13 protein-coding genes are annotated in these 23140 nt (G+C 38.1%); 4 read left to right on the top strand and 9 right to left on the bottom strand.

Annotated features, from left to right (window positions below):
- Positions 1-57 precede the first annotated feature (57 nt).
- From ACN0U3_RS06405 to ACN0U3_RS06375, 7 genes are all read right to left on the bottom strand, one after another.
- Positions 58-999 (bottom strand): NAD(P)-dependent oxidoreductase, encoded by a 942-nt coding sequence (locus ACN0U3_RS06405; protein WP_417265571.1) that lies wholly within the window; start codon positions 997-999, stop codon positions 58-60.
- Positions 1000-1190: 191 nt separating this feature from the next.
- A complete protein-coding gene (locus ACN0U3_RS06400; RefSeq protein WP_417265570.1) occupies positions 1191-3626 on the bottom strand; it encodes a tail fiber domain-containing protein in 2436 nt (811 codons plus the stop codon).
- Positions 3626-4273 (bottom strand): hypothetical protein, encoded by a 648-nt coding sequence (locus ACN0U3_RS06395; RefSeq protein ID WP_299206845.1) that lies wholly within the window; start codon positions 4271-4273, stop codon positions 3626-3628. Before ACN0U3_RS06395 ends, ACN0U3_RS06400 begins: the two co-directional genes overlap by 1 nt.
- Positions 4274-4275: 2 nt before the next feature.
- Complete coding sequence (locus tag ACN0U3_RS06390) at positions 4276-4764, bottom strand: T9SS type A sorting domain-containing protein (RefSeq protein ID WP_299206847.1); 489 nt, start codon at positions 4762-4764, stop codon at positions 4276-4278.
- 119 nt (positions 4765-4883) lie between these two features.
- Complete coding sequence (locus tag ACN0U3_RS06385) at positions 4884-11687, bottom strand: PKD domain-containing protein (protein ID WP_417265569.1); 6804 nt, start codon at positions 11685-11687, stop codon at positions 4884-4886.
- Between the two features lie 235 nt (positions 11688-11922).
- On the bottom strand, positions 11923-13728 hold the full coding sequence (gene uvrC / locus ACN0U3_RS06380) for an excinuclease ABC subunit UvrC (RefSeq protein ID WP_417265568.1): 1806 nt from the start codon (positions 13726-13728) through the stop codon (positions 11923-11925).
- Positions 13729-13832: 104 nt separating this feature from the next.
- Entirely contained in the window at positions 13833-14345 is a 513-nt protein-coding gene (locus ACN0U3_RS06375; protein WP_417265567.1) for a DUF2480 family protein, read from the bottom strand.
- Between the two features lie 424 nt (positions 14346-14769).
- On the opposite strand from ACN0U3_RS06375, the gene menA reads away from it, so the two are divergent.
- Together menA and ACN0U3_RS06365 are read left to right on the top strand one after the other, a co-directional pair.
- Complete coding sequence (gene menA / locus ACN0U3_RS06370) at positions 14770-15666, top strand: 1,4-dihydroxy-2-naphthoate octaprenyltransferase (RefSeq protein WP_417265566.1); 897 nt, start codon at positions 14770-14772, stop codon at positions 15664-15666.
- A complete protein-coding gene (locus ACN0U3_RS06365) occupies positions 15663-16688 on the top strand; it encodes an o-succinylbenzoate synthase (protein WP_417265565.1) in 1026 nt (341 codons plus the stop codon). Before menA ends, ACN0U3_RS06365 begins: the two co-directional genes overlap by 4 nt.
- A gap of 12 nt (positions 16689-16700) precedes the next feature.
- Here ACN0U3_RS06365 and ACN0U3_RS06360 read toward each other — a convergent pair whose 3' ends face one another.
- Complete coding sequence (locus tag ACN0U3_RS06360) at positions 16701-18845, bottom strand: 7TM diverse intracellular signaling domain-containing protein (RefSeq protein ID WP_299206859.1); 2145 nt, start codon at positions 18843-18845, stop codon at positions 16701-16703.
- Positions 18829-20241, bottom strand: coding sequence for a M20/M25/M40 family metallo-hydrolase (locus ACN0U3_RS06355; protein ID WP_417265564.1), 1413 nt, complete (start codon positions 20239-20241; stop codon positions 18829-18831). The genes ACN0U3_RS06360 and ACN0U3_RS06355 overlap by 17 nt, the downstream gene beginning before the upstream one ends.
- Before the next feature lie 144 nt (positions 20242-20385).
- Here ACN0U3_RS06355 and ACN0U3_RS06350 point away from each other — a divergent pair, with 144 nt between their 5' ends.
- Both ACN0U3_RS06350 and ACN0U3_RS06345 read left to right on the top strand, forming a co-directional pair.
- On the top strand, positions 20386-20754 hold the full coding sequence (locus ACN0U3_RS06350) for a hypothetical protein (RefSeq protein WP_299206864.1): 369 nt from the start codon (positions 20386-20388) through the stop codon (positions 20752-20754).
- Positions 20755-20942: 188 nt separating this feature from the next.
- Positions 20943-23132, top strand: coding sequence for a gliding motility-associated C-terminal domain-containing protein (locus tag ACN0U3_RS06345; RefSeq protein WP_417265563.1), 2190 nt, complete (start codon positions 20943-20945; stop codon positions 23130-23132).
- Positions 23133-23140 lie beyond the last annotated feature (8 nt).

Raw genomic sequence — 23140 nt, 5'->3', positions numbered from 1 at the left:
AGTTTGTATAGAATAGGGAATTACTGAATTCTTAAATTTATTTAAGAAAATAGTCTTCTACAGGTTATAAAACGCCAACACTTTGTCCGCTAAAACATCGCTCAATTTAAAATAGCTTTCCTTTGTCCAGCCCCCAACATGAGGTGAGAAAATCACCTTATCTGACTTTAAAAGGGCATTAAAATCTGGGTTTTCTTCGCTGGACATTGTTTTTTCGAAAGAGGAACTCTCAAACTCAAGGACGTCAAGGCATGCGCCAAGGATTTTACCTGATTTTAAACCGTTTAAAAGCGCTTTTGTACGAACAATCTTGCCCCTTGCTAAGTTGATGACGTAAATAGATTTTTTAAATGATGCAAAGAAATCTTGGTCGGCCATAAACATCGTTTCTTCATTTTGAGGAAGGTGAAAAGAAATGACATCTGCTTCTTTGAAGATCTCTTCCATTGTCGCTTGCTTTGCATATTGATTTCCGTAGTCTACTTTGTATTTATCGTAAGCCAGTACTTTGACATCAAATCCACTCAGCTTTTTCGCAAAGGCATTTCCATTATTCCCGTATCCAATAATTCCGACTGTTTTTCCATCTAGTTCAACTCCACGATTACCTTCTCTGTCCCAAACTCCTTCACGGACTTCTCGATCTCCTTTGATAAGGTGGTTGAATAGGGAGAGTAACATTCCAAGGGCATGTTCTCCGACGGCATTCCTGTTGCCTTCTGGAGCATTAAAACATTGGATATTGTGTTTTTCGGTATAATTCAGATCTATATTTTCCATTCCTGCACCACTGCGCAGAATGAATTTCAAGTTTTTTCCATGGTGTAAAAATTCTTCATTCATTGGAAAACGTGAACGAATTACAATTCCGTCCATTTCAGGAAGTTTATTTATACAATCTTTCCTTGACCATGAGGTTCCATCGATACAAGTCATTCCTTTGGCTGTTAATCGTTCTTCTAGAATAGGGTGGACGGTGTCTATGAAAAGTACTTGCATTTTAAATTTGGTTTTTGGAGCGTAAAATTAAGGGATAAATACAGTTTAATATCGCTTATTCATAAAGTCAAAAATAATATAAAAATAAAAATGATTCCCCGATACTGTTGGATTAACATGTTTTATAGCACAAAAAAAAGGATGACTTTAAGGGTCATCCTTTCGAACCATTTTAAAAAATATATAGAATATTAATTGTTCTTTAAAGCTTCAATTTCTGCTTTCAAAAGATCAATTTCAGATTTGTTTGTATCTACTTCTTCTTTTAATTCTTTTAATGCTTCTATAAGCACTGGAATTAATTGAACGTAATTTACTGCTTTGTATTCATTTTGGTCACCTGAACTTTTGAAAAAGGCTTTTTCACTGATCATTTCTGGAAAAACTAATTCTAGTTCTTGAGCAATTACACCGTATTCTTGTCGATATTTTTCTACCACCTTTCCATCATTAAGATTGGGTACTGATTTCGTAACGATAGTATAATGCTTTGGTTTTAGAAGCATGATTTTATCAAGCGCATTCTCAATAGGGACGACATTAGATTTTAACCTACCATCTGACAAGTTGAAGTTACCAGCTCCTAGCGCGTAAACACTTCCATCAATTCCTAAATCAGCAGTAAAGTATCCAGCCCAACCATTAGTTACATCAGTGGTTTGTCCATAAACACCATTTATCCCGATACCGTAAGCACCAATTGCTAGATTTAGTGTTGAACTATTTAAACCATATGTTCCATAACCGTTGCCATTTGCACTCTGTCCAACTACTCCATTAACACCAATACCTAAAACACCACTACCTCCAGAAGTCCTTAGGTTATTACCGTAAACAGCAGCATTTCCAATTGCAGTTGCGGGAATTTGACCAGACACCGCATATCCTGAACCGGAGTTTGAGCCTAGTATTGCTGAGTTATTCGCATCAGAACTATTCGTTTCTGCTTGTATTGCTGCGAATGTATTGGCTGTATTTGTATTTATTGCTCGAATACCAACACCTGTTCCGCTATTGGAAGCGTCTATACTGAAAGATGAGTTTTGATTGGTAGTTACCACTAGACCTTTATTGCCATTAGCCAATGAAGTGTGATTTATTTCGACTGGACCATTGTTCGCTGTTATGATTCGACCTGCTCCAGGTCCCCCTTCGTTGTATGCTTGGTTAAGGGTGTTCGCTCCACCGCCACCGGTTCCATCTTGAGCAATTATCTGCCAAGTTGTTCCATCCCAAATATAAGAAACTCCATCTGTTGAGTTGTAATATGCTTGATTTAGACCAGGTGAAATTGGCGCGCTTGAATAATTACCTAACCAATCAATGCTGATGCCGTTTGTTCCATTAGCACCAGCACTACCTTGTGGTCCTGCTGGTCCTGCCGGGCCTGTGTTCCCTATAGGTCCTTGCGGTCCTTGTGGTCCAGTTGCACCGTCACTTCCGTCTTGGGCAACGATATTCCAAGTAGTTCCATTCCAAACATAGGAAACCCCGTCAGTACTGTTGTAATATCCATCGTTTAAAGCTGGTGATGTTGGAGCGGTAGCAAAGCTCCCCAACCAGTTAACAGCTACACCGTTTGTTCCTGGGATTCCTTGTGGTCCAGTGTTTCCTATAGGCCCTTGCGGTCCTTGTGGTCCAGTTGCACCGTCACTTCCGTCTTGGGCAACGATTTGCCAAGCAGTTCCATTCCATACATAGGAAACCCCGTCAGTACTGTTGTAATATCCATCGTTTAAAGCAGGAGTTGGTGGAGCCGTAGCAGAACTCCCCAACCAGTTAACAGCTACACCGTTTGTTCCTGGGATTCCTTGTGGTCCAGTGTTCCCTATAGGTCCTTGCGGTCCTTGTGGTCCAGTTGCACCGTCACTTCCGTCTTGGGCAACGATTTGCCAAGCAGTTCCATTCCATACATAGGAAACCCCGTCAGTACTGTTGTAATATCCATCGTTTAAAGCAGGAGTTGGTGGAGCCGTAGCAGAACTCCCCAACCAGTTAACAGCTACACCGTTTGTTCCTGGGACACCTTGTGGACCTTGCGGACCTTGTGGTCCAGTTGCGCCATCATTTCCTGCTGGACCTTGGGGGCCTACAGGCCCTTGTGCTCCATTTAAAGGAACAGTATATGTATCACCGTTCTCTAATGTGAATGTGATATCACCACCTGTATTTGCAATTTGTTCTACACCATTTCCTGATTTTTCTGAGTATAATGCATAGGGTACACTCCATATTTGTTGTGTTCCCATGGTGTTGTAACTTCCACTAACATCAAGATCAACTTTTAAGAAATGCAATCCTGTTCCCCAATCTATAGATGGGAAGTCACCAGAGCTTAATTGAAAACCTTTACCAATGATTAAATTAAACAAGCCATTCTCGTCAGTAGTAGTGGTGTGTTCCTCACTATAAATTTCGTTTCCGTTGGCTTGATCTTTAATAATCGTAAAACGTACTTTTATTGCTTTATTGGCAATTGGTAGCGAAGAAACATCTGTACCTGGAATTTCTGAACTTTTTGTGTCATATGCTACTGCTTGATAATTTACTCCTTGCGGCGGAGCTTGTGCCAAAGTCATAGTAGCAAAACAAAAAGCAGCGATTCCTGTTAAAATTAGTTTTTTCATTATATACGGGCTTTATTTAAAGTTTGTAGTGAGAAACCTAGGTTTAGCATAACTCCATGGTATAGGTTTCTAGTCATTTGTTCATTAATGTCGTTTTCGATATGGTTGAGTCCGATTCCAAATCGATATTCAAGACCAATAGAAAAAGAAGAGGTGATTTTTGCTGTTGTATTTACAATACCCATTGCGCTTACTTCAAATCGTTTCATTGACTCTTCTTCAACGATGTTTAGTCGCATTTGTCCGATTTCTTGCTCGCCATTAAGCATGTACCCACCACTTATCGCAACCCCAGGCTGAATCGAAAACACTCTTTCATTTAAAATAGAATAGAGGTAAGCAACATTTAGATTAAGATAATTCATTTTCCAGTTGATTTGGACATCATTAAATGTTGTTCTTGCACCAGCTTGACGAAACATGATTTCTGGGCGAAGGATATGACGTCCTCCACTAAAGTTAGCATTTACTCCAAAGGCATTATACATTTGATATTTCAATGTTTTATCCTTTTCATCATTGGAGTTTTTAAAAGCAAAAGTAGAAAACTGTTTTCCACCCACTAGATTGATGCTGTTCAATCCAAAGTTTTGTGCCATTATATTGCTGCTGAATGCAATGGCTGCAATTACAATTAGTTTTTTCATCGTTATGGTAATATTATTATTTTAGCGACTCCTGATTTCCCTTCAGTTGTTTTTATTTGAAGTAAGTAGCTCCCAGGAGGGAGTGAGAAGTTATACTTGTTTATTCTTTCTGCTTTTATTTTATCATCGAAGTATATTTTTCCTTGATTGTTCACTAAACGATAGAACAATTCACCATCGAAGTTTTCATGAAATGCAACTGAAAAACTTCCATTGTTTGGATTTGGAAAAACGTTGAATTCTAAGCTTTGATTTTTAACAACGATTTTTTTACTGTTTACTTGCTGGAATCCTTGACGTAATTCTACCTCTTCACTTTGAGGATGAAAAACAGTGTGGTTACTTGCTTGTCCAACTGATTGTGAAAGTTTTATTCCATTGTTGGTGACGACATTCCCAAAAGCATTAAAATTACTTCTAATTATTTCCTGAGCATGTAGGCTTGAATAACCAAGCAATAGGATTATAATTATCGCTTTTCCTAGTTTCATAGTTGTGTGTTTTGCTTATGCAATATACATATTATTATGCCTTCGTTCAGCATGTTTTCAAGTAAATTATTACAATAAAGAATCATGTGATGCTTATGTTCCTCATCGTTAGTGAATTGCTATTTCAGAGCGCTAACATGACCTGTAATGATGCGTTCATCACCATTTAAATCCATGGCTTTTACTTGCCAAACATAAACTCCATCACGAACTGCTTTTCCATTGTGTTTTCCATCCCAATATCCATTTGGGTCTTTGGTTTGAAATATCAGTTCTCCCCAACGGTTGAAGACACGCATTTCAAAGGTTTCAAAACCAGAAACCGCCCAGGTGAAATAGTCGTTTCTTTTGTTTCCATCATCAGGTGTAAAGGCATTTGGAACATATAAAGTGAAATCGTCTTGAATTTCAATTGCTCGTTGTGTACTGTCATTACAGCCAAACTCATTTTGAACAAACTGAGTGATTATATAAGTACCTACTTCATTGAAACTGTGGTTCAAGCTGTGTGCATTGCTATAATTTCCGTCTCCTAAATCATACTCCCAACTCGATGCACCTTGTGATTCGTCTGTAATGCTTATTAATGATTCACTAATAGAGGTAATGGGAGGATTGACATCAAAAGCGGCTTTAGGAGATGGGAAAACCTCTAATTCTAAACCGTCGGTTACCACAATTTTACAATCTGTAGAAGTGAGAACTGTGAGGCTTATAGGGTAGGTCCCTGCTTCTAGGAAGGTATGTGTTGGACTTTGTTGGAAAGAAGTATTTCCGTCTCCAAAATCCCACAAATAGTTTAAAATGGTGGCGCCATTAATTTCACTTTGGTTGTCGAAGAAAACAGTCACTGGAGCGCAACCAAATTGATCACCGAGGTCTATGTCGAAATCAACAATTGGTAGAAGGTTGGCGGTGTGTGTAATGGTATCTGTACAACCATGATCAGAAATAGCAATCAGTGTTACGGGATGACTTTGAGCATAAGTAGTAAATTCGTGTTGCGGATTAACCAATGAGGAGTTCCCTTCATTATTTCCGAAAGTCCATTCATAATTGTTTATACCTCCTGAACTAATGGTCGTTTGGTTAGTGAAAGTTGTTAACTCACCAAAACACACTTCGTCATTTGTGAAGTTGGCAGAAGGCGAAGGATTAATGGTAACTGTCTGTATAATTGTGTCTGCGCATCCCGAAAGGTTTTGTACGATTAACATTACGGAATAATCACCTTCAGCTGTATAAACATGTGTTGGAAATTGTGTTTGAGAGGTTGTTCCATCATCAAAGTTCCAGAACCAGTTGGTTGTTCCTCCTGTTGAAGTATTGGTGAATTGTGTGTTGGTATTCGAACAGGTGCTTTCCCAAACGAAGTTGGCCTCTGTTGCCGGTAGTACCTCAATACTTTCGGAGTGCGTTGCTTGACATCCATCAGAAGTTGTAATGTTAACTGTAATCTGATAAACACCGGGAGCATTAAAGGCATGAGTACCATTCGCAGTGTTGTATATTGCTCCATCGCTCATTATCCATTCATGAGATATGATTGTACCGATAGATGCAGAACTATTGTCGTAGAAATTAAACACATCATTTACACATACTTGAGCAGGAATTAAGAAGTCTGCTTGAGCCCCGTCTGCAATGTTGATTACTTCTATTTTGGAATCACTACAAACACTATCGCTTCCTAAAACTTGTAATTCTACAATGTATATTCCTGGTGATGAATAGGTGTGCTGTTGGTTAGGGCTTCCATTTATGGTTGTGCCGTCTCCGAAATCCCAAATGTAAATACCAGGATTGTTGGTCGATAAATCGGTGAATGTTGTTGGCGCACCAAAACAATCTGAAATATAATCAAAATCAGCTTCTGGCACCAAGGAGACCAAAACCTCGTTTGTGAAAGTTGAATCACAACCGTTGATATTCGTTACCGTTAAGTTTACATTGTAAGCCCCGCTGTTTTGATAAATATAGGTTGGATTCTGGTCTGGTGATGTATTTCCATCTCCAAAATCCCAATCCCATGATGCGATGGGGGTAATGTCATTGGATAAATCAGTAAAGTTGGTAATGTCAAATAAACAAACAGTATCTGCACTGAAGCTTACATTTGGAATGGTGTAAACTTCAATTGGATCAATGATTGTATCTGAACATCCTGCTGCGTTTTCTACAATTAAAGTAACGTCATAAATACCGCCATTGGCAAAAGTATGGTCTACATTTTCGGTTGTGAAAACTCCGCTGCCATCATCAAAATCCCATTCATAGATCAGGGGTGCACCTAATGAGGTGTTGGTAAATGAAACTACGTCTCTTGCACAAACCGTAGTATTAGTGAAGCTTGCCGTGGGTTGTGGAAGCACGGTCACACTTTCAGTAACAGTATCGGTACATCCGAAAATATTCTCAACAATCAAGACAGGATTAAATGTACCTTCTGCAGAATAAGTATAGGTTGGAGAACTTGTGTTGTTGGTTGCGCCTAAATCATCGAAGCTCCATAGAGAAGCAACTGCATCAATAGATTGATTTGTAAATGTTGTTGGATAAGAAAAACACGCTATGTCAGCAGTAAAAATTGCCGTGGGATTAGGACGGACAATTATTGTTTCTATGATGGTGTCTGTGCATCCTAAGCTATTGGTTACTACTTGCTGAACAATATGGTTTCCATCGTTTGTGAAGAGGTGATTTGGATTGTCTAGATTGGAAGTATTACCGTCACCAAAGTTATACTCCCATGCAATGGCATTTGTTGAAATGTCAGTAAAGTTTGTAGCTACATTTAAGCAAACAGTATCAAATATAAAACCTGCAGTAGGTAATTCGTTTACCACAACGCTCTGAATAATGGTGTCTGAACAACCGAATATATTTTCAGTTACCAGCTCAACATTGTAGGTGCCAGGAGCACCATATTGGTGGGTCGGATTTTGAGTTGTGTGAATAGCAGAAGCATCACCAAAGTTCCATTCCCAGAGAATAGGACTCCCTAAAGTAGCGTCAGTAAAATCTGTTTCGCTTTCAAAACAAGCAGTGGATGCAGTAAACTGCGGAGCTGTTCTCGGATGTGCTTCTACAACATATGAAATTGTATTGTTACATCCTGTACTCGTGTAATCAACGGTGAGTGAAACTGTGTAAGATCCATCATTTGGATATACAATTTCTGGATTAGGATTATTGGTGTTGTCAAAAGTTCCATTTCCAAAATCCCATAAGTAATTATCTGGGTTACCGCCAGAGATGTCTGTAAAATAAGTTGTGTCTTCAGCACATACATTTAGATAAGAGAAATCAGCTATGGGTACTGGATTTATAGTAACTGTTTGGACAATGGTATCAGAACATCCACTACCGCCGATGGCAACTAAGCGAATATCGTAATCACCAATTCCTGGAAAAGTATGACTAGGGTTTTCATTGTTGTTGAGCGGCGACCCATCACCAAAATCCCATTCTGTTCCTGTTGTTGCACCAGTCGTTAAGTTAGTAAATGTCGTAGCATCGCCAAGACAGAAGTTCGAAGTTGAAAAATCAGCTATAGGAATTTGATTCACTGCAACAGGTAAGTTTAAATTGGTGATACAACCAAAGTTGTTGGTTATACTTAAGTCGACATTGTAATTTCCTGCACTGGGATAGGTGTGTGTAGGATTTTGATCTGTAGATGTATTTCCATCTCCAAAAGTCCAACTCCAACTTACAATGTTGCCAGTTGATTGGTCTGTAAATTCCGTTTCATAACCAAAACAAGCTGTAGATGCCGTAAATAGTGGATCAGCAATTGGTTGAACACTAATCTCTTTGGAGATAGTGTCCGAGCATGCAAATGGAGAGTTAACCACCAACTGAACAGTGTAGGTTCCGTCTGTTGCATATTGATGTGTAGGATTTACAGCATTTGAAACATTTCCATCTCCGAAATCCCATTCGTAAGTCATTCCTGTTGTCGAATTATTTATAAAAACAGCATCTGTATTTTGACAGATAGGATTTGAATCGAAGTCAAATTCTGCCACTGGAACAGGGTGAACAATAACTTGATGTGTCAAAGAGTCTTCGCAGCCTTCCCCACTGGTTACATTGAGTTGAACATCATAAATACTATCGTTGGTAAACGCAATATAAGACTGGTTTAAAGGAGAGTATCCAGTAAATGTGTTTCCATTACCTAGATCCCACGTAAAAGTTTCTACTCCATTATCTACAGATGTGTTATTGATTTGAACTTCTAAATCCGAACAGCCTTGATTGGGATTCAAATTGAAATCTAGCACCGGAAGAGGAAATACTTCTATAGTGTTGGTGTCGCTACTTACGCATCCATTTTCTTCAACAAGAAGAACAATCTCTTCGACTCCTGGATTTGGAAAGCTAATGATTCCTGGGTCAAAACTAGTGCTTGTTGAAGGTGTTGCATTCGAGCCGAAATTCCAGTTTTGACTTGCTGTTGGAGTAGAGTTGTTTGTGAATGTCATGTCCAAGACCTCGCAACCGTTGGGTAGATCTGGTGTGAAATCAGCAATAGGGAAGGGATGAACAGTAACGGAATTTCTTACTGTATCGTTTCCACAATATCCCATGGCTACGAATTCAATATCGTAAGTTCCATCAGTAACATAGTCGATGGTGTGAGGGCCAGCAGTTGTACTTGTGTTTCCGTCACCAAAATCCCAATGGAAGGTCATGTTTTCGCCAAGAGATGATTGCGTAGCGGTGACACTTTCTCCTAAGCAAACCTCAGTAGGCAGGACGGTCATATTTGCTTCTGTAGGTCGATGTACGGTGACAATTGTTTCTATTGTTTCAATCCCACAAGCGCTATTAACTCTTAATTGTATGGTGTGATTCACAGGCGTATTTCCGGGTGTTTCTGTAAAGGTAAGCGGCCCGATGTCTGTGCTGTTTCCAACATAAACTCCATCTACTCGCCATTGATAACTTAAGTTTGCTCCAGTAGAGTTATTTTCGAATGAAACAACCATTGGAGAACACCCCTCAATTGGATCAAGAGGAGTCATGTCAGCCACAGTTAAAGGATGAACAATAACCGTTCTTTGCGTGGTGTCATTGCCACAATATCCTTTTGTAATAAGTTGTACGGTATAGGTTCCTGGGCTTGCGTAATTAATGATGTGTGGACCTGCGGATGTACTCGAGCTTCCATCACCAAAATCCCATTCATAGGTTAGGTTTTCACCTAAACTTTGATTCGTAAAAGTGAAATCATTACCTAAACAGACCGTAGTAGAGCTACTTGTAAATTGTGCAATCGTAGGTCTGTGTATTACAATAGGTTGGGTTATTGTGGTGCTACCGCAACTATTTAAGGCCCTTAAAGTAATTGTTTGAGTTACAGGAGCGTTTCCGGGAGGATAAGTGTAGGTGAACGGGCCATAAGTTGGTCCGTACGAATAGCCGTAACCTGTTCGTGTCCAACGGTATTGCGTAATGTTTCCAATTGATGTATTGTTTACGTTTACAGTTAATGGGGAGCAACCTTCATCAGGGTCTAATTCAAAATCGGCCACTGGTATAGTATCTAAAGCAATGGTTTGGGTAAGGGTTGAGTCGCCACAAGAATTACTAGCGGTTAAAGAAATGGTATAGTTTCCTGCTTCGTCATAGTTTTGTATTGGTGGAGTTACTGTGGTGTTGTATGTGTTTCCGTTGTCCATATCCCAGTCAAAGGCATTTGCTGGTGAAGCGCCTGTAGTGTTATTAACAAAACCTAATGAAGCTGGTGCACATCCTGTGTTTCCTGTAATTAAGAAATCAACTTGAGGTTTATCGACGATAATAATTGGACTAATTGTGGCTTGTGCAGTGTTGCAACTGTTTGATGCAGTTAATCTTATTTCATAACTGCCCTCATCTGTGTAAACATGGGTTGGAGGAGTCATTGTAGTGGTGGTATACGGAGCGGAACCATCTCCAAAATCCCAAACAAAAGTGTTGGCATTAATTGAGTTGTTGGTAAGCGTAGACAATGATAGGGGAGCACATCCGCTATATTCTGTTACATCCAATACCAACGATGCTGACACAAATTTTTCAAATACAACCTCAATGGTTTCTGTAACCGTACATCCATTTGGGCCTGTTGCAGTCATGGTAACAGGGAAGGTTCCGAAAGTATCATAAAAATTAGATGGGTTGGGGTCTGTGCTGGTGTTTCCATTACCGAAGTCCCATGTGTAACTAACTGCACCGGTGGTGTTGTTTAAAAAACTTACGGTTTGACTCGTTGTTGGGTTACCGGGGAGTAAACAATTGATGGTGTTTCCATCTCCATCATCACCAATAATACCGCCTAATAATGGCACATTTAAAGCGTTTACTGTCGTTGAATAGCTGTCTGTACAACCTAAAGTATTCGTTACGGTAAGTGTAGCATTATATGCTCCTCCTGCAGCATAGGCATGTGTTGGATTTTCGGATGTAGATGTATTTCCATCACCGAAATCCCATAAATAAGTTGTTCCAGGAACTGTGTTGGTTGAATTGTTAGTGAATACAATTGGCGTAGTTGCGCAGTCTCCATCAGGAGAAAATGTAAAAGAAGCGATAGGGTTTGGGAAGACCTCAACTTGTACAGAGAATGAGTCGGAACAGGAAGTTGTGTCTGTTCCTACCACTTCAATGGTGTAGAGCCCTGTGGCAGTAAGGCTCATGTTGGGCGGAGCAACTAATCCATTCGTTGATGAAACTAAACTTCCATTGAGAAACCAATCATAACTAGACACTGAATTGTTTGCCCCAATAGATGTATTGGTTAATGTTACGGTATGTGGCCCAGGTCCACAAAATTCAGTTTGGTTAACGGAAAATTGAGGGGTTAAATCAGGGCATTGAGCATATACAAGCTGTATAGAAAAGAATGCTGTTATCAGAATATAGAATCTAAGCATGTGTTGTTAGCATTAAATATAAGTTTTAACGAACTCGATATTTAAAAATAGACATGGCATAAAGCATTTTTTCTCATGTCATAAGTTTCGTGTAATGTCCAATATAAACGTTCTAAGGCATTAACAAGTTGCTTTGTGAATTGGTTTAATTTGAAGGTGAAAATAAAACAGGTGTTAAGTTTTTGTTTATGAATGTGATAGGCGTAGATAATTTTGTTTTTATATAGACAGGGTTTTATGGATTTTCTCTAAAATGAGCCATTAACAATTTAGCTTTTGCCAACCCAACAACCTCAACCAATTCTTTCTCGCTGGATGCTTTTATTTTCGAAATGGTCTTAAAATGCTTCATCAACTCTTCTTGTGTCTTTTCACCAATCCCTTTGATCTGAGTAATTTCAGACACCAATGCAGATTTGCTTCTTCGGTTTCTATGGTGCTCGATCCCAAATCGATGCGCTTCATTTCGCATGTGTTGGATCACTTTTAAACTTTCACTCTTCTTGTCAAGATATAATGGAATACTATCACCAGGGAAGAATATTTCTTCCAAGCGCTTGGCAATTCCTACAATGGGTAGTTTTCCGCGAAGTCCTAATTTTTCTAATGCATCTAGTCCTGCACTTAATTGACCTTTCCCGCCATCTACAATCACCAACTGAGGAAGACTTTCTCCTTCATCCAACATTCTTTTGTAACGGCGGTAGAGTGCTTCTCGCATAGATTCGAAATCATCTGGACCTTCAACTGTTTTAATGTTGAAATGACGGTAATCTTTTTTGCTGGGTTTACCATTTCTAAAAACCACACATGCAGAAACAGGATTTGTTCCTTGAATGTTAGAATTGTCAAAACATTCCAAATGAACAGGCAGTTCTTTTAAACGAAAATCCCTTTGAATTTTCTTCAGGATACGTTCTGTTTTGATTTCAGGATTTTTTAAGGACTCTTGTTTCTGCTGTTGAAGCCTGAAGTATTTGGCGTTTCGTTGAGATAAATCTAACAGGTGCTTTTTGTCTCCACGTTGAGGAGTGAAGAATTTTAAACCCTCCACGTGATAATTTTCGGCATTCTCAATTAAGATTTCTGTTGATTGACTATTGAATTTGTCTCGCATATTTAACAATGCAAAAGTAAGTATGTCTTCATCAGATTCATCAAGTTTCTTTTTCACTTCAACTGTAAATCCATGAATTATTGTTCCATTGTTAATGACCAAATAATTGACATAAGCCTTGTTGTCTGATTTTTCTAACGTAATGACATCGACCTGGTGAATGGTTGGAGAAACTACAGTAGATTTGGACCTGAATTTCTCTAAAGCCAAAATTTTCTGTTTAATTTCCTCGGCTTCTTCAAAAGCGAATAAATCAGCTGCGGCTTGCATTTTTTCTTTGAGCATGCGAATTACAGAAGCAATATTCCCTTTTACAATGTGTTCGATCTGTTCGATGTATTCATTATAGTCTGCTTCTTTTTCTTTTCCAACACAAGGGGCTTTGCAGTTTCCAATGTGGTATTCTAGACAAACTTTATATTTCCCTTGGTCAATTTTATCTTGACTCAAATCGTAGTTGCAAGTGCGTAGTGGAAATAATTCACGCATTAATTCGAGTAAAGTGTTGACCACATACACTGAAGGATAGGGGCCAAAATATTTAGATCCGTCTTTGATGACTCTACGTGTTGTAAAGACCCTTGGAAAGCGTTCGTTCTTGATACAAATCCAAGGATAAGTTTTATCGTCCTTTAGTTGAATGTTGTATTTCGGAAGGTATTTTTTGATCAGATTGTTCTCCAGTAAAAGGGCGTCGGTTTCGTTGTCTACAACAATAAAATGAATGTTGTGGATTTGTCGGACTAAAATTCTGGTTTTTGCAGTATCGTGGTTTTTGGTGAAATAAGAATTCACTCTTTTTTTAAGGTTTTTCGCCTTGCCCACATAGATGATTTTACCAGCGTCATCAAAATATTGATATACACCAGGTTTTTCTGGTAATGATTGAATAATTTGACGAATGTTTTTTAACCTTTCTGACACCTTACAAAGATATGTTTTATATGTATGATTTTATTGATTATGAATTGCATTTCAAAGCATCAACTGTTTGTTCTGGACATGTGATTCACAGTACTTAGCTTTCTTTACAAAGACTTCTTTCTTTTGTAAACAGGAACGGTAGAACATGGCTCTCCATACATAATACTTTTTGCAACAGGTTGCAGATGTTTAACCAATTCAGTCATAGCAAAGGCAGGGTCGGCAACATCAGAACAGCCTTTTATAATTAACATTTTATCATTGTATTCTTCAGTGTCTAAAGCTTTGATGTTGAGTTGCGTCAATTGTTTTTCTACTTCTATTTGATTTCCAACAAAAGCAGGAACTCCTTCTTGTTGTAGCTGCGAAATGACCAACATATAGGCCCAAGTGGGAATGATGGCATCGGCAGAACAAAAAACACCAACAGCTTTTCCTTTATACTTTTCCCAATCATTAGTTTTGATAAATTCACGAAAGTCTTTTTCTTTCAATGCAAGTCCCTGCCATAAATTATCTTTCAAATCGATCATCTCGATCGTTTCTTTCGGTTTGAAGTCCGATAAATCCAGCTGAATTAGACCACTTTTTTGAACTTTATTTACAATTTCTGCCATTTTTCTTTTATTATCTATGCTTTGAATCAATAATAGACAAAATTAGGAGAAGTTTGTTTAAAAAGTAGATGAATAGGAAGATAAGTTTCTGGATTTAGATTTACGTGAGCAGAAAGGCATGTGCGTTGCATTCATTCCACATTTAATCTTCCCTCCGTGAAAACCCTCTTTTTCTCTTGGTGTAAAATTTAAGTGTAGAAGTTTCACGGAGGAATTTTATTTAGTTTTTAATATAAACATTACTTTACCAATGTCATTGTAAATTAGGTAGATGCCTGCCTTTTACTTTTTTCTTCGTTGCGTAACTTTTCTTTTACTCCTTAAACTTTTCGGTTAACCTCTCAATGTCACCGGTATCCCTCTCCCTTAAAACTTTCCCCTCCTTTAACTTCTATTCTTTAATTTAAATTCTGACTTTTGTATCATGGACATTAAAAGTTGGATTCATGCGGCACGTCTTAGAACATTGCCGCTTTCTCTTTCAGGAATTATCGTTGGAAGTTTTGTTGCGCATAAACAAGGCTTTTGGGATACCTCTATTTTTACACTAGCTATACTAACTACGTTGTTTTTACAGGTCTTGTCCAATTTCGCGAATGATTTAGGAGATAGTTATAAGGGAGCAGACAATGAAGGTCGAGTAGGACCCATGCGCGCTGTTCAATCTGGAAAGATTTCTCAAAAACAAATGACCGTTGGAACTGTGATTATGTCAATGCTTTCATTGTTGACGGCCATTCCATTAATTATTATTGGAACGAATGAAATGCCAAGTTCAGTGCTCTGGGCTTATGTAATTCTGGCTTTGTTAAGTGTATTGGCTGCGGTAACTTATACCGTAGGAAAGAAAGCCTATGGTTACAATGGAATGGGGGATGTGATGGTATTTATCTTTTTTGGATTGGTCAGTGTGTTGGGCGTATACAGTTTGTATTCAAAGCAGTTTGATTGGAGTTTGTTGGGGATGGCTTTTGGAATCGGTCTGTTGAGTATTGCTGTATTGAACCTCAATAATATGCGAGACCATGAAAACGACAAATTAGTCAATAAAAGAACTATCGTTGTATCGATGGGGTTTGAAAAGGCCAAAGGTTATCATACTTTGCTTATTGTTGGTTCACTTCTCGGGATTTTGACTTTTATTATATTGAACGAATGGTGGTTGAGTTTAATTGCGATTTTGCCCTATTTTATTTTAGCTAAGCACTTATTAAAAGTATGGAAAACTGAAGTTCCGCAAACACTCGACCCTGAATTGAAAAAAGTCGCTTTATCTACTTTTATGATTTCTATTCTCTTTTTAATTTCTACAATATTATGAGTTTAAGAGCAAGTTTCGAAAAAAAAGTTTTTGAGTTTAAACATCCAAGTGGAACAAGCCGTGGAATTCTCACTGAGAAAAAAGCATGGTTCATAACTGTGTGGAATCAAAATACTCCAGAAATAAAAGGGGTAGGAGAATGCAGTGTGATTCCAGGATTGTCGCCCGACTATGAAAATGATCTGCAATACGCAAATAAAGTAAAAGAGGTCGTGACAGATGTTGATTATTTCTCTTTGAATAGTGAATTGTTAAGAGATTTTCCATCAATCTACTTCGGATTAGAAATGGCCCTTCTAGATTTAAAGAACGGAGGAAAAGGAGTTTTTTACGAAACTGAATTTACAAATGGAAAACAAGCTATACCTATTAACGGACTGATATGGATGGGAGACGAAGCGTTTATGCAGTCTCAAATTACCCAAAAATTGGCAGAAGGTTTTTCATGTATCAAGATGAAAATTGGAGCTATTGATTTCGATAAAGAATTAGAGATTTTAGCAGGAATTCGAAAACAAGTTTCGGCTGAAGAAATAACCCTTCGTGTTGATGCAAATGGAGCTTTTTCTCCTGAAGAGGCCCCAGAAAAACTGAGGAGGTTATCCGAATTTGAATTACATTCCATAGAGCAACCTATTCGTCAAGGACAGACTGAAGCGATGCATTCACTATGTGCTAAAAACATACTTCCAATAGCTTTAGATGAGGAGTTAATTGGTATTCATGATTTTGAAGAAAAGAAACAGTTGTTGGATAAAATTCAACCCCAATATGTCATTTTAAAGCCGAGTTTAATTGGTGGATTTAAAGGGACAAAAGAATGGATTGAGTTGGCCGAAGAAAGAAATATACCATGGTGGATCACCAGTGCGCTTGAGTCGAATATTGGATTGGATGCCATTGCTCAATTTACAAGTACCTACGAGATTACATTGCCACAAGGATTGGGAACAGGAGCTCTGTATACGAACAATACACCAAGTTTGCTGAAGGTAGAGAAAGGGGAGTTGTTGAGGAAGTAGAATGTATTTGCACTATACTTTTACCCCCATGACCAAAACGTCATCTAAATTTTCTGCATTGCCTTTCCAACTTTCGAATTCTTGCTGAAGCATTTCTTTTTGTTCTTCCATACTGAGGTGGTGGATTTTTAAGAGGAACTTTTTAAATCTCTTTGAACCATATTTTTTATCCTTTGGGCCACCAAATTGGTCAGGGAAACCATCGGAATAAGAGTAAATAATGTCGCCATCAAAAATCGGCAAGGATATGGTTTTGAAGGTGACTTTGCTGAAATCATCACCATACCCAATGGCTTCTCTGTTTCCTTGAACTTCAATTAAAACATGGTCTTCGTCTTCTGGAGATGCTAAAGTCTTAAAAGGATGGCGTTGTTCCTTCCAAATAGCTAAGTTTTCTTTTTTTGTGAGAATTTGAATAACATTCTTAGCCCCAGAAAAGTAGAGTTTCTTTTGGGTGTGATTTAAGCCGCAAAGTGTAAGGTCCATACCATCTCGAATAGAAATCCCTAACTCTTGATATTCTTTTATTTTAAGTGATTTAAAAACTCCTGCATTTAAAAAATCTAGGGCCTCACCAGTGGTGTTGATTTCGTCTATCTTCGTACTTTGATTTAAGTAGTTGTTTCCAATAAAACTCATAAATGCACCTGGGACACCATGTCCTGTGCAATCAACAGCGGCAAATAACGAAAACTGATCTCCAGACTTTGTGGTTACTGATTCAACAAAATAAAAATCTCCACTTACTATGTCTCGAGGCTTGTATAAGATAAATGAGTCAGGTATAACTCGTTTGATATGTTTTTCTGTGGGTAATATTGCACTTTGAATTCTTTGTGCATACTTTATACTGTCTAAAATGCTTTTGTTTTGAACTTCAAGTTCTGCTTTCTTTTCTTGTACCTCTTTGGTTCGTTCTTCTACTTGAATTTCTAAGGTTTCTAAAGCTTCTTTTTGAATGTTCTCTTTTTCTTCCTGCATTTCTTTATAGCGTTGCGCCATGGATAAACTTAATGCAAGTACCTCTAATCCTGAGCTAATTTTTAAGGACATCTCTGACACCCTTGCATCACCAATAATTCCTAAGTTTCCTAAAATAAAAACCACAGCGCCCAGAATCAATATTAAGAATCCTAAAGAAAATGCCTTGTTGACTTCAAAACCACGTTTCCTTAAAGAGGCAATTGCGATAATAATAGAGACTGTTCCTACTAAACTCAATACATTCACAATAGGATAAGAAATGGCATGTGTAGTCCCCGGAATCAAACTCATAACAACCACTACTCCGAGTCCTACTAGAACGATGTTGAAATACTTGAACCACGGTAAACTACGTTCTTTTATTTTTAGAAATTGAACCGCATATAGTATCACAAAAATGACAGTTCCTGCAGCAGAGAGTAAAACACTTACGCTAGACCAATAAAGCGAGGTTGGGAAAAAGAATTGATGTGTAAAACCCTCCAGACTAAATTGAAGGAAAAACTGAAAAGCAACATAAATGATGTAGTATAAAAAAGAAATTTCTTTCAGAATTAAATAAAAGAAGAAAAAGATAAAAACAACGACGGCAAGTACTCCGAAGTAAATTCCATGAAATAGACTTCTCTGGGTGTCGGTGGTGTAAAACTTATCGTGTTCCCAAAAAATTAATGGTAGATGTATTAACTCTCCATCACTTTCTAAAATTAGAAAGAATGACTTTGTTTCGTTGGCTTTAAATTGAATTTGAAATAAACTCTTCCGATGCTGAACAGCTTTTTCATCAAAGGGTAAAAGGTCTCCGTTCAACCATTCCTTGACGATTTGCCCATCTCTCACTTCTGTCAAGTCAACCCGGTCAGTTATTGGTCTTGCTGTTTCTAGAATTATTTTTCGGTCAACATCAGTATTTTTAACCTCAAATTTGATGATCCAACGAGAACTTGTGAAATCGATAATGTCTAGAGGTTTATTGATGTCTTTAAATTGTAAATCGTTTTTTCGCAATAACTCATCAATATGAATTGAATAGTCTGCGTTTTCAAGCTTTTGCGCTTGATCTGCTACTGTCTTATTCAACACATCTTCAGTCAATAGAATTTGCGTCCAACTATTATGAGTGAGTAGCAGGATAAGTAGTAGTGGTGTGAGGTATTTAATTTGCTTTATCAAGTGGCTTATAGTGTTTGTCTAGTAGGTAGAGTAGTGCAGAAATACTTGCTGCTCCTAGATGTAATTCTCGTTTGTTGACGTTCTCAAAAACATCGTTGGCATTGTGGTGAAAGTCGAAGTAGCGCTGACTGTCTGGAACAAATCCAATCAGCCCAATGTTTTCAAATTCTCCTTTTAATGGCATGATGTCAACCCCACCGAATCCTTTTTCAAAATGGTGCAGTAGGTAGGGTTTAAACAATGGGGTAAAGCTTTGAATGAGTTCTAGGTGCTGGTTATTTCCATCAACAGAAAACCCACGAGGAGAAAATCCACCGCGATCACTTTCAATTGCTAAAATATGTTCTTCACCACTTTCCTTGGATCGTTTAGCATAGGTTTTTCCTCCCATGTTTCCATTTTCTTCGTTCATGAAAAATACTACTCGTAATGTGTTTTTGGGTTTGTAGTTTAATGCTTTTAAAATCCTCAAGGCTTCCATTGTGTGAACGATCCCGGCACCATCATCGTGTGCGCCCTCTCCGACATCCCACGAATCTAGGTGTCCGCCAAGTGTGATTATCCTGTTTGGGTTTTCAGTTCCGCTTAGTTCTGCAATTACATTGTGCGATTTTTTATCTGGGAGAACTTTGCAATCCATTTCGAAGTGAAAAGTAATTTTCTCTTTAGTTACGTGCATTAATTCTTCTAAAGCCGTTGCATCTTTTGTAGATAAGGCTGCTGCTGGAATTTTATTTAATCCTTTTTCATACTGCATGGTTCCGGTATGTGGATGTTCATGTTCGCTTAAACTTAAAGAACGAATAACAACACCGATTGCACCTTTTCTTGCCGCTTCAACAGCTCCAAATCCTCTGATGGGATAACAAGCGCCATAGGCATTAAATGTTGTGATCATCTTTTGATCCATGGGTTGAGCAATAAAAATAATTTTACCTTCTATGTCTCTTTTCTCCGCTTTTTGAATTGCACTAAGGTTTTCAAACATGACCAATTCGGCAGACATGATGCCATTGGTTGGTACTGAACCACCTAAAGCTAAAATGTTTACTTTGGTGATCTTTCCGTCTGGAGTTGAATAGTAGGCGTTTTCTTTTGTTCCTCTCTCCCAGTGTGGGACCATAACTTCTTGAAAGTAAACAGTGTCAAAGCCGTAGTTGACCAGTTTGTGATATCCCCATTGAACTGCCATCTCTGCACTCACCGAACCTGATAGTCTTGCGCCAATATCTTTGCAAAGGCTACGTAAATCTTCATAGGCTTGACCATTGTCTAATGCTTCGTTGTATATCTTCCTGAGCATTAAGCTGTCTTCTTTATGAGATTCAGTTTGGGTCAATCCCGTAAAACTAATCACTAATGTGAAGATGAATAATAGACAATTTGTAAAATGCATGGATAATTACAGTTTAAATAATTGTTTGAATTTAATAAAAAAAACAAATATGAAAAGTAGGTCAACAAGAAACCTCACTAATTTTAAAATTGAAATTCAATTCTTTAGTTTATTTTTGTAGAATTAAAGAAGAATATTATGGTGATGAATAAATTTAATAAAGGTGTGTTGTACTTATTGTTGGTCATTCTAATCGCTTCCGCCTTATTTGTATTTCAATATTATTTATTTGCAAGCACTATAACTGATCTCAGAACCTTGCCAACTTCTTTATTGATTGCAGTTATCGTTTATATTTTGACACAATTAATTAAAAGGTTTATTCAAAAGAAAATGCCTTGGTATAATTGGCTTTATTATGTTGGAATTATTGCAATTATTATCCCTCTACCACTCGTTTCAACTGAAGGTGATTGGATTTTTTCTGTAACCCGCTATGGAACGCTCTTCTTGTTGCTCCCACCGGTGATTGAATTTATACTTCTCTTAAGAAAGAAACCTCCTGTGAGCTAGTATGAAGTGTTGATTCTCAATTGTTATCGCTTGTGTGCTCAAGTTTCTTAATGTTTGTAGTCAATCTAGATCATTTGGTATAGAATTGTCCTTTCTATGTTTTTTAATGTAAAATCTTTTTCTTTTACATTCTAAATGTATTATATTCGGAGAATATCTTTTATTACAAAACACAAAACTACTATATTATGAGGGGCATTTCTAAAGCAGGTATCTTACTGTGTTTTTTCTTTTTTAGTACGGGTTATTTAAGCGCTCAAGTTTTTTGGACGGAGACTTTTGGTACAGGTTGTAACGCTGGTACATTGGCCAATGGTTTTGTTTCTGTAAATGGAACTTGGACGATAGACGCTCCAGTAGCCAATAATGATGCCGACGCAAATAGGTGGTACATAAGTGCTACTGAAAATGGCGAGGGTGTCGGGAATTGTGGCGCTGCTTGTGGTACTAATCCGACACTTCATATTGGTGGGTTGACTGATAACGGTGCAGATTATTCTAAAGGAGCCCAAACTTCAACAGATGCAAAAGCGATTTCTCCAGCAATTGATTGTTCTAACAAGTGTGCTATTGAACTTTCATTTGAATACATAGAAAATGGAGATGGGACTGATGATAATCTGATTGTTTGGTACTTTGATGGAAGTACTTGGACTGTGCTTGAAGATACACCAAAAACTCCTTTTGGTGCATGTGCTCCTCAAGGGTTGTGGACAAACAGAACCATCGCTCTGCCAGTATCTGCAAACAATAACGCCGATGTTCAAATTGCATTTCAATGGGTCAATAATAATGACGGGTTAGGAACCAATCCATCAGCTGCCATTTACAATATTCAACTGAGCTCAACTGATAATATTGCTCCTACTATAACTTGTCCATCAAATCAAACTGTAAATAATGGGACGAATTGTGGATATCAAATTACAGATTTTACTTCCTTAGCAACAGCTACTGATAACTGTGGAGTGCCAACGCTTACCCAAATCCCTGCTCCTGGAACTGAAATTGGTTCGGGTATGCATACCGTTGAGTTGATTGCAGAAGACGGCTCAGGAAATACCACCTCATGTACTTTTGAATTGACTGTTTATGAATCTACACCACCGGTCATTACTTGTCCTAGTGATACCGTTAGTTGTGAGCCCGTCGTTGCTTATGATGCTCCAATAGTTGTGGAGAACTGTACCGGATATACTTTGACCCAAAACGATGCTACTGGATACACTTCAGGAGACGCATTTCCTATCGGAGTTACAAATCAAAGTTATGAAGTGATAGACGCCTCTGGGAATGTTGCTTCTTGTAACTTTAATGTTGAAATATTAGAGTTGCCAAGTACAGCTGAAATACTAACTGCTCCAGCGCAATTTTGCGATGAAAATAGTGTTACATTAGAAGCAACAGCGCCAACAAGTGGTGTGGGAGAATGGACAGTAATTACTGGTAATGCAACATTGACTAATCAATTTGCAAATACAACCGGAGCAAATAACTTGAGTTTTGGCATCAATACTTTTGTGTGGACGGTTACTTCTTCATCTTGTGGCGCTACTAGCGATACTGTTTCAATGGAGGTGTTCGATAATCCTTCTCAAGCAAACACTCAAAACGATCTTACTATTTGTGGCGATACATCGGTAAATATTGTGGCAACGAGCCCTTCTGTAGGTGTGGGGAGTTGGACCTCTGTAAATGGAACAGCAAGTTTCTTAGATGATTTAGCTCCTAATACTGTCTTGTATAATCTTGACCCAGGTTGGAATGAAATCGTTTGGACAGTAAGTAATGGTGTTTGTCCTAGTACATCTGATACACTTAGAGTATATACAAGTGGAAGGGTAGAAATATATTCTCCTGACACAACAGTTTGCTTGGTCAATAAAGGCTTTCAGTTGCAGGGTTCTCCTATTCCTAATGGAGTTAAGGGAATTTGGTACGGTCTTACAGGTGGAATCGAAATTACAGATCAAAAAACGAGTACGCCTACCGTTTTAAGTGTGAGTGGAGGCGATAATTATATTGTTTATGGACATAATCATCCTGTGTGTGGAACCACAACAGATACAATTAAGGTAGAAGGTGTGCAATGTGATGCGTACAATCCTGTTTTACCAACAGTAATTACACCTAATGCTGATGGAAGAAATGATTTGTTTGTAATCACCGATTTAAATGTTTTGTATCCTAATGCTATGGTTACCATTGTTAATAGGTGGGGTAACTTAGTCTTTGAATCAGAGGGGTACGAAGTGCCTTGGGATGGAACTTTGATGAATAATGGAGAAGAGCTGCCTATGGGAACTTATTTCTATAGAATACTTCTCAACGATAGCATAAATACAGAGATAACTGGGCCAATCAGTATCATCAGATAAAAAATTAC

This window comes from Brumimicrobium sp., assembly GCF_048268645.1.
Classification (GTDB): Bacteria; Bacteroidota; Bacteroidia; order Flavobacteriales_D; family Crocinitomicaceae; genus Brumimicrobium; species Brumimicrobium ulvae.
This window is presented reverse-complemented; position numbering and strand designations above follow the sequence as displayed.

Bases quoted from the DNA above. Each gene is read 5' to 3' on its own strand.
- ACN0U3_RS06395 (WP_299206845.1), bottom strand. From the start codon at position 4,273: ATGAAAAAACTAATTGTAATTGCAGCCATTGCATTCAGCAGCAATATA.
- ACN0U3_RS06355 (WP_417265564.1), bottom strand. From the start codon at position 20,241: ATGCATTTTACAAATTGTCTATTATTCATCTTCACATTAGTGATTAGT.
- ACN0U3_RS06350 (WP_299206864.1), top strand. From the start codon at position 20,386: ATGAATAAATTTAATAAAGGTGTGTTGTACTTATTGTTGGTCATTCTA.
- ACN0U3_RS06345 (WP_417265563.1), top strand. From the start codon at position 20,943: ATGAGGGGCATTTCTAAAGCAGGTATCTTACTGTGTTTTTTCTTTTTT.
- ACN0U3_RS06405 (WP_417265571.1), bottom strand. From the start codon at position 999: ATGCAAGTACTTTTCATAGACACCGTCCACCCTATTCTAGAAGAACGA.
- ACN0U3_RS06400 (WP_417265570.1), bottom strand. From the start codon at position 3,626: ATGAAAAAACTAATTTTAACAGGAATCGCTGCTTTTTGTTTTGCTACT.
- ACN0U3_RS06385 (WP_417265569.1), bottom strand. From the start codon at position 11,687: ATGCTTAGATTCTATATTCTGATAACAGCATTCTTTTCTATACAGCTT.
- ACN0U3_RS06375 (WP_417265567.1), bottom strand. From the start codon at position 14,345: ATGGCAGAAATTGTAAATAAAGTTCAAAAAAGTGGTCTAATTCAGCTG.
- ACN0U3_RS06390 (WP_299206847.1), bottom strand. From the start codon at position 4,764: ATGAAACTAGGAAAAGCGATAATTATAATCCTATTGCTTGGTTATTCA.
- menA (WP_417265566.1), top strand. From the start codon at position 14,770: ATGGACATTAAAAGTTGGATTCATGCGGCACGTCTTAGAACATTGCCG.
- ACN0U3_RS06365 (WP_417265565.1), top strand. From the start codon at position 15,663: ATGAGTTTAAGAGCAAGTTTCGAAAAAAAAGTTTTTGAGTTTAAACAT.